We start from the raw sequence: 13,858 nt of genomic DNA, 5'->3' as shown, positions 1-13,858 counted from the left end.
GCTCGTCAGGGCAGCACCCACGACAACCCGTCCTCCGCCACGGCCGGTTCGCCCGCCCGCGCCGGATCCGGACCGTCGAGCGGACCGCCGTACAGGGCCTGCTCCTGGAGTTCGTTGCCGGCGCGGAAGGCGTCCCGGACGACCGGCGCCGACAGCAGCGGGTTCCCGCGTCCGTCACCTGTCGCCAACCGGTCCACCGCCGCGCCCAGTCCGGCCGCCGCGGCGCCGAGCACGGACGCGTCACGCGACGCCACACCCGCGGCCAGTTCCGCGAAGGCGGCGGCCTCGTCGCCGTCGACGCGCGTGATCTTCTTCGCCGACCAGAAGTACGACTCCTCGTTGCGCTCCATGTCGTAGAAGGCCACCAGGAAGTCGTGGAACACGCCGTACTCCCGGCGGTAGCGGGCCTCGAACTCGGCGAAGCCGCGCTCCTCCGGGAGGCTGCCGTCCAGGGCGGAGTTGACCGCGCGGGCCGCCAACAGGGCGCCGTAGGTGGCCAGATGGACGCCCGAGGACAGCACCGGGTCCACGAAGCACGCCGCGTCGCCGGCCAGCGCCATGCCCGGCCGCCACAGCGACCGCTTCCCGTAGGAGTAGTCCTTGCGGACCCGGACCCGGTCGTACGGCGGCTCGGTCGCCACCGGCACCCCGGTGAGCAGCCGGTCGACGTCCGGACAGGCCCGGATCATGTCCCGCCAGGCGGCGCGTGGATCGGCTTGCACGGCCGCGTAGTGCTCCGGCGCGATCACGGCGCCGACGCTGGTCAGGTCGTCGCGCAGCGGGATGTACCAGAGCCACCCGGCGTCGAACGCGGCGCAGAAGATGTTGCCGCTGTCCGGTGCGGGCAGCCGGCGACCGCCCGCGAAGTAGCCGAACACGGCGAGGTTCCGGAAGAAGTCCGAGTACACCCGGGCCCCGCCGACCTCGCCGTGCAGCCGGCTGGTGCTGCCGGAGGCGTCGATCACGAACCGCCCGTACGCCGTCCGCGCGGAACCGTCCGGGGCGGTGTACTCCACCCCGCGCACCCGGCCGCCCTCGGCGAGCACCCGGCGCACCGGGCTGCCCTCGTGGACCTCGACGCCCACCCGCTCGGCGTTGCGCAGCAGGATCTCGTCGAAGCGCGAGCGCTCCACCTGAAAGGCGGTCGCGGTCGGATCGGGCAGGCGCGGTGTCGCGGCGAAGGAGAACCGCCAGGGCTCCGGGTCGCGGCCCCAGCGCAGGGTGCCGCCCCGCTTGAGGGTGAAGCCCGCGCGGGCGACCTCGTCGGCGACGCCGAGCAGCCGGCACAGGCCGTGCACGGTGGCGGGCAGCAGCGACTCGCCGATCCGGTAGCGCGGGAAGGTCTCCCGCTCCAGCAGGAGCACCCGGTGCCCGCGCAGGGCCACGGCCGTCGCGGCGGTCGAGCCGGCCGGCCCGCCGCCCACGACGACGAGGTCATACGGTGAGGTCATCGGGTCCTCCTGGCCTCGGGCCCTCGGCCAGGCTCACCAGCCAGGCGCGGATCGCCGCCGCCGTGCCGTCGGCCTCCCGCAGCAGCACCGCGTGGTGGTCGCCGGGGAGGTCCACGGCGTCGTGCGGGAGCGGCCAGTGCGGCCGCCAGTCCGCGTCCGGGTCGAGCCGTCGCATCTCCGCCGTGGGCCGGCCCCGCAGCAGCAGGGTGGGCACCGGGGAGGGTGCGGGCCGCCAGTCCTCCAGCACGCGCGCGTAGCCGCCCTGGGCGATCAGCAGCGAGTCGTCCGCCTCCGCGACGACGTACTCGGGCAGTGCCGCCCCGGCGGCCATCAGGGCGAGCCCGCGCGGATCGGCCCGGCGCAGCACCCCGGCATGGGTGTCGATCAGTACCACGCCGGCCGGTGGCCGGCCGTCGGCCGCGAGGCGGCGGGCCACCGCGTGCGCGACCGCGCCACCGGCGCAGAAGCCCACCAGCACCGGCGCCGTGTCCCCGGGCAGCGCCCGGACGGTGTCGGCGTGCGCCCGCGCCAGGGTCGCCATGCTGTCCGGCACGCCCCGGCGCTCCCCGAACCCGGGATGCTCCAGCAGGAACATGTCGTGATCGCTTGCCAGCCGTTCGGCCAGGGCGAGGGGAGCGCGCTGGTACGGCGACAGGTAGTCCGGCAGGTACACGACCGGGGTGCCGCCGCCCCGCCCGAGCCGGACCGGCGCGACCGTGTACCGGGCGCGCTCGGCCGCACCGAAGACCGGCAGCGCGTACGACGCGAGATGCCGCAGCCCTATGGCCTCCAACGGGCCTTTCTCGCGCAGTACTTGGTGGTAGAGGCGGCTGAAACCGTACGGCCCGCGGTCCACCGCGCTGTCCGGGTGCCCGGCGCCGCCGTCCGGCAGGGCGCCCGCCGTGCGCAGGGCCGCGTGGACGTGGGCCGCCAGCCGGGCCGGGGTGGGGTGTTCCAGTACGACGCCCGGGGCCAGTCGCAGCCGGGTGAGCACGCTGAGCCGGTTGCGGACCTGGACGGCGGTCAGCGAGTCGAAGCCGAGGTCGGTGAAGGCACGGTCGGCGGGCAGCGCGCCCGCGTCCGGGAAGCCCAGCACGGCGGCGACCTCCGCCCGGATCAACTCGGCGAGCGCGGACTCGCGTTGATCCGACGCGACGGACGCCAGTCGCTCCCGCCAGGCACCCGGCGCCTGCGGCACCGGCCCTCCGGGCCCGACGGCAGGCTCCGCTCGGGGAGCCCAGCCCGGCAGCAGGTCCGCGAGGACCGGTGCCGCACCCGACCGGCTCGCGGCGGCGCGGTCCAGCGGGATCGGCACCAGGACCGGTTCCGGGGTCCGGAGCGCCGCCGCCAGCAGGGCGATGCCCTCCTGCTCGGTGACGGGCAACACACCGCCCGCATCGAGCAGTTCGGGCGCCACCCGGCCGGCCATCCCGCCCTCACCCGCCGTGCTCCAGGGGCCCCAGGCCAGCGCCCGCGCGGGCAGGCCGTGGGCCGCGCGGTGCCGGGCGAGGGCGTCGAGGAACCCGTTCGCCGCCGCGTAGTTCGCCTGGCCGGGCCGGCCGAGGACGGCGGCGGCCGAGGAGTACAGCACGAACGCGGACAGGTCCAGGTCCCGTGTCGCCTCGTGCAGATACCAGGCGCCGTCCGCCTTGGGCGCGAGCACCGCCGCGAGCCGCGCGGGTGTCATCGAGTCCACCACGCCGTCGTCGAGCACACCGGCGAGATGGAAGACCGCCGTCAACACCGGCCGGCACGAGGCGACCAGCGCGCGCACCGCCTCCCGGTCGCCCATGTCGCAGGCCGACACCCTTACCCTCGCCGGGAGTTCGGCCGCCCAGCCGGGAGTACGGCCGTCCCGGTTCGTCAGCAGCAGGTGCCGTACCCCGAGTTCCGTGACCAGGTACCGGGCCAGGCTCGCGCCGAGCGCTCCGGTGCCACCCGTGATGAGCACCGTACCGTCGGGGGCCGGCGCGGGCGGCGCCTCGGTGGGCGGGCCGGCGGGCTCCAGCCGGGGCACCAGCACCCCGCCCGCGTGCAGGGCGACCTCCGGCTCACCCGAGCGCAGGGCCGCCTCAAGGGCCGCCTCAAGGTCCGTCTCCGAGGCCGGAGTTCCGCGCCGGTCGACCAGCACCAGCGTGCCGGGGTGCTCGGACTGGGCACTGCGCACGAGCGCGGCGACCGCGGCCTCGGCGGGGTCCGGGTCCGTGCCGGTCGCCTCGCGGGTGAGGACCAGCAGCCGGCCCGGACGGGCGCCGGACGTCCACTCCCGCACCCGCTCCAGCACGGCCGACAGCAGCCCGCGCACCCGCTCCGGCACGCCGGTGCCCTCGGGCAGGGTCCCGGCCAGACGCGCCACGTCCAGCACCTCATGGTCCCGGGCCGGTTCACTCGCGTCCCGGACCGGTGCCGCGGGCCGCCAGGCCAGGCGGTAGGTCTCGGTGGGCGCCGGCAGGGCGCGGGTGACCAGGGAGCGGACGGCCGCGAGCGGGCGGCCCGCCGGGTCGCTCAGGGTGACCCGGAACTCGTCCGGGCCGAGCCGCCGCAGCACCGCCCGCGCGGCGGAGGCGCCGGTCGCGTACACGGACACGCCGGTGCAGGCGAGCGGCACCCGGGGCGGGCCCGCCGCCTCGCCGGGCCGCTCGGCCAGGGGGCCGGCGTGCATGGCCGCGTCGAACAGCGCCGGGTGCAGGGTGTACGCGGCGGCCGTCGCCGCCTCGCCCGGCGGCAGGGCCAGGTCGGCGAAGACCTCGCCGTCCCGCCGCCACAGTCCGGTCACCGCGCGGAACGCGGGCCCGTAGCGCAGACCGTGCGCGGCCGGCCGCGCGTAGTCGACGGGCACGGGTCGGGCACCCGGGGGCGGCCAGGGCTCGGCCGGACCGACGGGTGCCGGGGCCTCCGGCGCGGCGAGCCTCGCCGTCGCGTGCCGGGTCCAGTCCGCCGCCTCGTCGGTGTCCGGGCGGCTCCAGACCGTCACCGGCCGCCCACCGGAGCCGTCCGGGGCGCCGGCCACCACCTGGACCCGCACGGCCCCCGCCCCGGGCAGGACCAGCGGCTCGTGGAAGGCGAGTTCGGCCAGCCGGACCGGGCCGTCCGCTCCGGTGGCCCGGCACGCCAGCTCGGCGAAGACGGTGGCCGGCACCAGTACGCGGTCACCGATGCGGTGGTCGGCCAGCCACGGGTGGCGGGCGGTGGACAGCACGGCCGTGTGCCGGATGCCGGGCCCGTCGGCGTCGGGCCGCGGATGCCCGATCAGGGGGTGGCCGGGCGGGACCGGCTGCCGTACGGCGGTCAGCCAGTAACGCTGCCGCTGGAAGGGATAGGTCGGCAGCGCGCGCCGACGGGCACCGCTGTTCGCGTACACCGCCCGCCAGTCGACGTCCACGCCGCGCACATGCAGCGCGGCCAGCGCCTCCAGTGTCGTACGGCCGTCCGCGCAGGAGGTGAACACCGCGTCCGCGTCCGGCGCGACGCACTCCTCGGCCGCCCCCGTGAGCGCGCCCGAGGGGTCCGCCGTGACGAACACGCCGACGCCGTCCTCGGACAGACGGGCCACCGCGTCGGCGAAGCGGACGGTCTCGCGGACCTGCCGTACCCAGTGGTCCGCGGTGGCGAGCGCGTCCGTCTCGGGGCGGCCGGTCAGCGTGGACACCACCGGGATCGTCGGCGGGTGATAGGTCACCGACTCGGCGACCGCCCGGAACTCCGCCAGCATCGGGTCCAGCAGCGGGGAGTGGAAGGCGTGGCTGACCCGCAGCCGCCGCGCCGGCCGCCCCAGCAGGGCGGCCAGCGCCGTGACCGCGTCCTCGTCACCGGAGAGCACGACCGACGAGGGGCCGTTGACCGCGGCGAGCGCCACCCGGCCCGGGACGTCCCCGAGCCGTGCCGTCACCTCGGCCGGCGGCACGCGGACCGCGGCCATCGCACCGCCGGCGGGCAGCGCGGCCATCAGCCGGCCCCGCGCGGCGACCAGCCGCACGGCGTCGGCTCGGGAGAACACCCCCGCGACGTGGGCGGCGGCCAGTTCGCCGACCGAGTGCCCGGCCAGGTGGTCGGGGCGCACCCCCAGTTCGGCGAGCAGGGTGTGCAGGGCGACCTCGAAGGCGAACAGGGCGGGCTGCGCGTAGTCCGTCCGGTGCAGCAGGCCCTCGTCGGACGCGTCGATCACCTCCGGCAGCGGCCGGTCGAGCCAGGGCGTGAACTCCTCGCACAGGGCGGTGAAGGCGGCGTCGAACGCCGGGAAGGCGGCCCGCAGTTCACGGCCCATGCCGGATCGCTGGGCACCCTGGCCCGCGCAGAGGAGGGCGACCCGGGGGCGGTTGCGTGCGGTGCCGCGCAGCAGGGCCGGGCTGTCGGTGCCGGCCGCGAGGGCGCGCAGCCCGGCCGACAGGCCCTCGGCGTCGGGGGCCACGACGGCGGCCCGGTGCGGCAGCGGTGCCCTGGTCGTCGCCAGCGAGTACGCGACGTCCAGCGAGTCGGCCGCGTCCAGTGGGGCGGCGGTGCAGGTCAACCGGTCGGCCAGTGCCGCCGCGTGGGCCCGCAGGCCCGCCTCGTCGCCGCCGCCGACCAGCCAGGGGGCGACCGGGAACCGGTGCGCCGGTGCCGGCTCGGCGGCCGGCGCGGGGGGCTCCTCGATGATCACGTGGGCGTTGGTGCCGCCGATGCCGAAGGACGAGACCGCCGCCCGGCGCGGCCGGTCGCGGCGCGGCCAGGGCCGGGCCCGGTCGAGCAGCCGTACCGCGCCCGCGGACCAGTCGACGTGCGGCGAGGGCGGGTCCGCGTACAGCGAGGCGGGCAGTTCGCCGTGCCGCATCGCCTCGATCATCTTGATCAGCCCGGCGACGCCCGCGGCGGCCTGGGTGTGTCCGAGGTTCGACTTCACCGAGCCGAGCCACAGCGGGTCCGCCGGATCACGGCCTTGCCCGTAGGTGGCCAGCAGCACGCCGGCCTCGATCGGGTCGCCGAGCGCGGTCCCGGTGCCGTGCCCCTCGACCGCGTCCACGTCGGCCGCCGCCAGGCCCGCGTCGGCCAACGCCTGCTCGATCAGCTCCCGTTGGGCCGCACCACTGGGCGCGGTCAGGCCGTTCGAGGCGCCGTCGGAGTTGACGGCGGAGCCGCGCAGCACCGCCAGCACCGGATGGCCGTCGCGCCGCGCGTCCGACAGCCTCTCCAGCAGGACGAGGCCCACGCCCTCGGCCCAGGCGGTGCCGTCCGCGCCCGCGGCGAAGGACCGGCAGCGGCCGTCCCGGGACAGGGCGCGCTGCCGGCTGAACGCGATGAACGGCTGCGGGCTCGACAGCACCGTCACCCCGCCCGCCAGCGCGAGCGCGCACTCCCCGGCCCGCAGCGACCTGGCGGCCAGGTCCAGCGCGACCAGCGAGGACGAACAGGCCGTGTCCAGGGTCAGGGTGGGCCCGCGCAGCCCCAGGACGTAGGAGATCCGGCCGGACGCCACACTGCCCGAGGAGCCGATGCCGACCTGGGACTCCAGTTCGTGCGGTGAGATGCCGGTGCCGTAGCCGACGTGCATCAGGCCGACGAAGACACCGGTGCGGGAGCCGCGCAGCTCCGGTGCGGGGATGCCGGCCCGCTCCAGGGTCTCCCAGGCGACCTCCAGCAGCAGCCGCTGCTGGGGATCGGTGGCGAGGGCCTCGCGGGGCGACATGCCGAAGAAGAGCGGGTCGAAGCCGGCCACGTCGTCGAGGAACCCGCCGCGCCGGGCGTAGGTGGTGCCGAGCCGGTCGGGGTCGGGGTCGTACAGGGCCGCCAGGTCCCAGCCCCGGTCGGCCGGGAAGTCGCCGGTGGCGTCCACACCCTGGGCCGTCAGACGCCACAGGCCCTCGGGCGAGTGCACACCGCCCGGGTAGCGGCAGCCGACGGCCACGATCGCCACCGGTTCCGCGCCCGGGCCGCGCGACGGGGCCGGCCTCGCGGGTACGGCCTTCGCGTGCAGGCGGGTGTCCAGGTAGGCGGCGACGGCGGCCGGGTTCGGGTGGTCCCACACCAGGGTGGCCGGCAGACGCAGGCCGGTGCGCAGGCCCAGCCGGTGCCACAGGGTCATCGCGTCCATCGAGGTCAGCCCCAGGTCCGCGAACGCGACGCCGGGCTCGGGCTCGGCGGGTGCCCCGTGCAGCGCCGCGGTCTCCTCGCACACCAGAGCGGTCAGCGCGGCTCGCCGCTCACCGGGCGTGCGGTCGGCGAGCGGGGGGAGGTCCGGCTCCCGCCCGGCCAGTGCCGCACGCAGCAGGGCCCGGCGCGGCTTGCCGGCCGCGGTGCGCGGTACGGCCGGGAGGAACAGGATCTCCTCGGGCACCTTGTGCGCGGACAGTTCCCTCGCGCAGGCCCGCAGCAGCCCGGCCGCGTCGAGGCCCCGGTGCGCGGGGACGACGTACGCCACCGGGACCTCGCCGAGCAGCGGATGGGACCGCGCCACCACGGCCGCGTCCCGCACCCCGGGCAGGTCCCGCAGCACCCGCTCGACCTCGGCCGGGTCGACGTTCTCGCCGCCGCGCACGATCCGGTCGCCCAGCCGCCCGGTGACGGTCAGAGAGCCGTCCTCGCCGAGCCGTCCCAGGTCGCCGGTGCGGTACCAGCCGTCGCGCAGCACGGCCGCGGTCTCCTCGGGCCGGCCGTGGTAGCCGAGCATGACCCCGGGACCGCGCACCCAGATCTCGCCGTCCCCGGCGCCGGACTCCTCGCCGCCGGGGCGCACGATCCGGACGTCCATGCCGGGCAGCGGCGCCCCGCTGCCGCCGGGCACTCGCGGTCCCTCCGGCGCCTCCATGGCGATCTTGCCGCAGGTCTCGGTGCTGCCGTAGCCGTCGAGCAGCGGGGCCCCGAACCGCTCTTGGACCCGTGCCCGCAGTTCAGGGCCGCTGGGCGCGCCGGCGGTGACACAGAGCCGCAAGGAGGGCAGCGCGCCGAGGCCGGTGTCGAGCAACTGCCGGTAGGTCAGCGGGACTCCGGCCAGGACCGTCGGCGCGAACTCGGCGGCCAGCCGGGCCAGCGCGGCCGGTTCGGGGACGGCGGTGATCCGGGCGCTCGCCCCGGCCACGGTGGTGCCCAGCACGCACAGCGAGTGCGCGTAGGTGTGCGACAGCGGCAGCGGCCACAGCAGCCGGTCCGACGCCGACAGACCGAGCCGCGGCAGATAGCAGGCGAACGGGGACCACAGCGCGGACCGCTGGCTGGAGACCGCGGCCCGGGGTGTGCCGGAGGTGCCGGACGTGTAGAGCAGCCAGGCCGGTTCGTCCAGGCCCAGGTCGTCGGGCGGCGGGGGCGCGGGTACGGCGGTGAGGGCCTGGTAGCCCGTGGTGCCGGCCGGCGGCGGGCCCTCGCCCGTCACCACCAGCCGGACCGGCCGGCCCGCCGTCAGCTTGGCGAGGCGCGGCAGGTTGTGCCGGTCGGTGACGAGCACGGCCGGCTCGCAGTCGGCCAGCAGCCCGGCGAGTTCGGCGTCGGTGGCGCGCGCGCTCCAGGGCACGCCGACCGCGCCGGCCCTTACCGTGGCGAGCAGTCCCTCGGCCAGTTCCACACCGCCGTCGAGGCAGAACGCCACCCGGGCGCCCCGGCCGGCGCCCAGTCCCACCGCCAACCGTGCGGTACGGCGCTCCAGTTCGGCCCAGCCGACCGCACGCCGGTCGTCGGCGAACGCGAGCCTGTCACCGTGGCGTGCGGAGTTCTCGCGCAGTAACTCCGGTACCGGTCGCACCTCGTACGTCTCGGCCGTACCCACCAGGCTTCGCCCCCTCGCTCCGCCGGCCGCGTCGTGCCGGCCCGCCGGGCAGAGTACGGCGGCCCGGCGGCCGACACGCGGAGTCGGGGGCGAGCGTCACCCGACCTGGCGACGGTCGGCGGTGGCGCGGTGGGTGCGGGGTTCGGGCGGGCCGAGGTGCGAGCGCTGCGTGGCCCCCCAAACGACCGTGTCGTCCTCTCAGGAGTTCCAGCGCCCGTGCCCCCTCCACGCCGTCCAGGGACTCCCGGGCCCGCGCCTGCGCCTCGCCGACCGGCGGGCGCCCCCACGCGCGGGCTGCCCGGTTCGGCGAGACGGCCGGCGCATGCGGGCGCCGGCGGGCCGGCGGTGTGCGGAAGGACGGACGGCGGAGGAGGTGCGGCGGTGGTCGGCACGCCGCCGGGTGACGCTCTCCGGGGCGCACGACGTATGTCGAACCCGGAAGTCCCCGGCGCTGGACGCACAGGGCGCCGGGACGGGACAGCGCCCTGCACGACAGACCCCCCGTGAGCGAGCCGAACGGCTCCGCGCACGGGGGGTCCGGGGCTTCGCCGCCGTCGTGTCTCCGGGACCGTCAGCCCACGACGACCACGACGACACCGGGGCTCAGGACGCCGCTGGGGTAGTAGCCACCCGGGTAGTAACCGCCGGGGTAGAAGCCACCGCGGTTGCAGCCGCCCCAGAAGCTGCCGTAGGAGCAGCCGCGGTTGGTGGGTGCGTGGGTGGAGGTGGCGGCCGATGCCGTGCCCGCTACGCCGACGGCGGCGCCTCCGGCCATGAGAACGCCGACCGCAGACAGTGCGAAGAGACGCCTCGCGCGTTGTCCTTTCATGGGCCTACCTTCTTTCCACCCCTCGCGGGGGTCGCCGCGTCGAGGGGATGGCCGGGCCGCCGTGACGAGTTCACGGTGCGGCCACACGTGTTGCCGCGTCAAAGGAGGGGGACGGGTGTGCGGCGCGGGCGACCGCCCTGACGTGGGCTTTCGTCTGCGACGACGGACGTCCCCTCCGGAACGCGGCCCTTGTCTTCACGCTAGCCGCCCTTTCCCGGCCCGGCATCTCGGACCGCTTCGGCCCGGGCCCGGGGCCCGCCACGGCCCCCTTCACACCGTCGAGAGGTCGACGGCCCGGTCGACGTCCCTCGGCCGCAACACGCGCAGGATGCCTTCGAGGAGGTAGTAGTCGGCGTAGGGCAGGGAGATCTCGATGCCGTCCTCGGCGGGCCGGTTGCGGGTGCAGCGGGCCACGATCGCCTCCGCGCGGTCCGACTCCGTCGTCAGGCAGGTCTCCGACAGGGCGGTCAGGATGCGCAGCGCGACCTCCCGGTACCGGGAGACGCCGGTCGCGGCGGCCAGGTCGAGCAGGCCGCACGCCATGACGGCGCCCGCCGACGCGTCCTTGACGTCGTGGGGCTGCTGCGGTGCGCGGTAGTCCCAGACGGGCACGTGGTCGGGGGTCAGCACCCCCACCGCGTAGTCGGCGAGTTGACGTGCCGTCGCCAGGAACTCCCGTTCCCCGGTGCGCCGGTAGACGGTCGTGAAGCCGTAGATGCCCCAGGCCTGCCCGCGCGACCAGCACGAGGCGGGGCTGTACCCCTGGACCGTGTCCGGGCCGATCGGGGCACCGGTGCCGGGGTCGAAGTCGTAGACGTGCGGGGTCGATCCGTCCGCCCGGGGGAACACCCGCTGCGCGGTTCTCGCGTGCTCCACCGCGATACGCCGGTACTTCTCGTCGCCTGTCTGCCGGCTCGCGAAGTCCAGCAGATCGAGGTTCATCAGGGTGTCCATGATCGTGCGACCGGCGTTGTGGGGGTCGTCGAGCGCTCCCCAGGCCCGGAGGAAGCGGCCGCGCGGGTTGTAGCGCCGGATCAGCGAGTCGGCCGCCTCGACGGCGCCCGCCCGCCAGCTCTCCTCGCCGGTCAGCCGCCAGGCGGTGACCCAGGACGGGTAGAACAGGAACCCGAGGTCGTGGGTGGTCGTGTCGTGGCGGCGGGGCGCGAGGCCGCGGGCGGAGTCGAGGGCCAGCGTCCGGAACGTCTCGTCGCCGCTGTACAGGTACGCCATCCACAGCGTGCCCGGCCAGAACCCGCCCACCCAGTCACCGTTCCCCGAGAACGTCCACTTCTCGGACCTCGTCCCGACCGGGAAGCCGGTCACCCCCGGCGCGACGGCGCGCAGTTTCGCCACCGCGTAGTCGGCCGCCGTGCGCAGCGCGCGGACGGTCGGCGCCGGGTCCGGACCGGTGCCGCCACCCGTCCCCGCGGCCCGCGCCGGTGCGGCGACGGCGGTCGCGGTGACGCCGGCCGTCACGGCGAGCACGGCACGCCGGGAAACGCTCATGAGTGACCTCCGACTCGGCGACGTTCAGGGGACGTTGCGCGAGTCTGGCACGGGCGTGCTCGTACACCCATATGGGCAAGGTTCACGTACGTGAACTAAGGCGTCGTCGGCTCCCGGCTACAGCGCCCGCGCGATGAGCAGTGCCACGTCGTCGTGGTCGTCGGGGTGGCGCAGGCCGTGCAGGAGCAGGTCGCAGGTCTCCTCCAGCGGGCGGTGGGGTTCGTCAAGGAAGCTCAGCAGGACGTTCAGCCGGTCGTCGATGGCGTGCTGCCGGGTCTCCACCAGGCCGTCGGTGTACAGCACCAGCAGGTCGCCGGGGCCCAGGTCCACGGTGGTGGTGCGGAAGGTGATGCCGCCGACGCCGAGCGGGGCGCCGCTGGGCAGGTCGAGGAGGGTGGGTGCCCGGCCGGGGCGGGCGAGGGCGGGCGGCATGTGCCCGGCGTTGGCGATCGTGCACCGCCGGGTGCGCGGCTCGTACACGGCGTACAGGCACGTCACGATGTAGTGCTCCAGGTCGCAGGTGACCTTGTCCAGATGCTGGAGCACCTCGCCGGGATCGAGGTCGAGTTCGGCGTACGCGCAGGTGGCGGTGCGCAGCCGGCCCATGGTGGCGGCCGCGTCGATGCCGTTGCCCATGACGTCCCCGACGACCAGCGCCGTCTTGTCGCCGGCCAGCGGGATCACGTCGTACCAGTCGCCGCCGACCTCGCTGGTGGCCTGGGCCGGCTGGTAGCGGGACGCCACCTCCAGGCCGGTGTGGTGCGCGGAGTGGTCGGGCAGCAGGCTGCGCTGGAGGGTGAGGGCGGTGTTGCGGACGCTCTGGAACCAGCGGGCGTTGTCGATGGCCACGGCGGCCCGGCCGGCCAGCTCGCCGGCGAGCACGACGTCGTCCTCGTCGAACGGCGCCGGATTCCGGGTCCGTTTGAGGTCCAGCGCGCCGATCACCTCGCCGTGCGCGATCAGCGGCACCGCGAGGTACGAGTGCACACCCGCCCGCGCCAGCAGCGCGCCGGCCTCGGCGTCCCGGGCGATCCGCGGCAGGTCCTCCGGTCCGACCCGCTGGACCAGCACCGGGCGGCCGGTGTGCACGCACAGGGTGACCAGCCGGTCGCCCTCGTAGGCGGCCAGGTCGCCGGGCGGGTCGGCGGCGCGCTCGGCGACCGTCGGATGGGAGGCCTTCAGGGCGAGCGCCCGGAACAGCTCCGGACCGTTGTCCGGGCGGCTCATGGGGCGGCAGGACAGCGCCGAGTCGAGGATGTCCACCGCCACCACGTCCGCGAGCGCCGGCGCGGCGATCTCGGCCAGCTCGCGGGCGGTCTCCTGGACGTCCAGCGTGGTGCCGACCCGCGTGGACGCCTCGGCCACCAGCGCCAGCCGCCGCCGCGCCCGGTCGGCCTCGCCCGCCGCCCGGTGCCGCTCGGTGACGTCCACGACCGAGACGGCGGCGCCCAGCACCCGGCCGCCGGGATCGGCGAGCCGGTAGAAGGACAGCGACCAGGCGTGCTCGTTGCCGGGGTCGGACGGGGGGCGGCCCACGTGGTACTGGTCGAGCAGCGGCGTGCCGGTGGTCAGCACCTGGCGCAGCGCGGACTCGACGGTGTCGACGTCCGGGAAGGGCAGGGTCTCGCGCAGGTGCCGGCCGATGTGCTCCTCGGCCGGGATGCCGTCGATGCGCTGGAGCGCCGGGTTGACCAGCAGGTAGCGCAGGTCGGGGTCGAGCAGGGCCAGGCCGATGGGGGACTGGTTGACGAGCTGCTCGCACAGGGCCAGGTCGGTCTCGACCCGCTGCAGCAGGGTGTGGTCGGCCGCGATGCCCAGGGCGTAGACATCCCCGAGGTCGTCCAGCAGCCGCATGGTGCGGAACTCGGTCAGCCGGCTGGTGCCGTCCTTGTGCCGCACCGGGAACGCGCCGGCCCAGCCGCGTCCGGTCTCCAGCACGTCCGTGAACAGACTGACCACGGCCCCCAGGTGCTCGGGCTGGACGAGCAGCCGGGCCGCGTGCCGGCCGAGCGCCTCCTCGGCGGTGTAGCCGAACAGTTCCTCGGCCTGCGGGGTCCAGAAGACCACCCGGCCCTGGGTGTCCAGGGCCACCGCGGCCACGCTGAGCACGTCCAGCAGGCCGGTCGCCCGGGGTGGCGGCTCGGGCCGCTGTTCCGCGGGGCCGGTCTCGAAGGAGTCCACTGCCATACCGGGTCCACCTCCACCGGCCGGTCGGCCGCCCTCGCGGCCGGCGTCGCACCGGTCGCGCCGCTGCGTGCCGGGCACCGGTTTTCCGTCCATGGTCCCTCCGGGATCCTCCGGACCCAACCCGGCGAGGTCCGCCGTTAAAGCCCACCATAT

Annotated in this window: 5 protein-coding genes; all 5 read right to left on the bottom strand. The window is 76.1% G+C overall.

Features of this window, described 5'->3' with window-relative positions:
• Positions 1-5 precede the first annotated feature (5 nt).
• Entirely contained in the window at positions 6-1,451 is a 1,446-nt protein-coding gene (locus tag NX794_RS18190; protein ID WP_258779607.1) for a tryptophan 7-halogenase, read from the bottom strand.
• Positions 1,435-9,183, bottom strand: coding sequence for a type I polyketide synthase (locus tag NX794_RS18185; protein WP_258779606.1), 7,749 nt, complete (start codon positions 9,181-9,183; stop codon positions 1,435-1,437). The genes NX794_RS18190 and NX794_RS18185 overlap by 17 nt, the downstream gene beginning before the upstream one ends.
• Positions 9,184-9,754: 571 nt before the next feature.
• Positions 9,755-9,958, bottom strand: coding sequence for a hypothetical protein (locus NX794_RS18180; RefSeq protein WP_258779605.1), 204 nt, complete (start codon positions 9,956-9,958; stop codon positions 9,755-9,757).
• A 324-nt stretch (positions 9,959-10,282) separates the two neighbouring features.
• Entirely contained in the window at positions 10,283-11,518 is a 1,236-nt protein-coding gene (locus NX794_RS18175; RefSeq protein WP_258779604.1) for a glycoside hydrolase family 88 protein, read from the bottom strand.
• Positions 11,519-11,635: 117 nt separating this feature from the next.
• Positions 11,636-13,705 (bottom strand): SpoIIE family protein phosphatase, encoded by a 2,070-nt coding sequence (locus NX794_RS18170; RefSeq protein ID WP_258779603.1) that lies wholly within the window; start codon positions 13,703-13,705, stop codon positions 11,636-11,638.
• Between the last annotated feature and the right edge of the window lie 153 nt (positions 13,706-13,858).

This window comes from Streptomyces pyxinicus, assembly GCF_024753135.1.
Lineage (GTDB): Bacteria > Actinomycetota > Actinomycetes > Streptomycetales > Streptomycetaceae > Streptomyces > Streptomyces pyxinicus.
The sequence above is the reverse complement of the archived record's forward strand: the minus strand, read 5'-3'. Positions and strand labels throughout refer to the sequence as shown.

Coding starts and splice junctions, on each gene's coding strand:
- NX794_RS18190 (WP_258779607.1), bottom strand. CDS start 1,451: ATGACCTCACCGTATGACCTCGTCGTCGTGGGCGGCGGGCCGGCCGGC.
- NX794_RS18180 (WP_258779605.1), bottom strand. CDS start 9,958: ATGGCCGGAGGCGCCGCCGTCGGCGTAGCGGGCACGGCATCGGCCGCC.
- NX794_RS18175 (WP_258779604.1), bottom strand. CDS start 11,518: ATGAGCGTTTCCCGGCGTGCCGTGCTCGCCGTGACGGCCGGCGTCACC.
- NX794_RS18170 (WP_258779603.1), bottom strand. CDS start 13,705: ATGGCAGTGGACTCCTTCGAGACCGGCCCCGCGGAACAGCGGCCCGAG.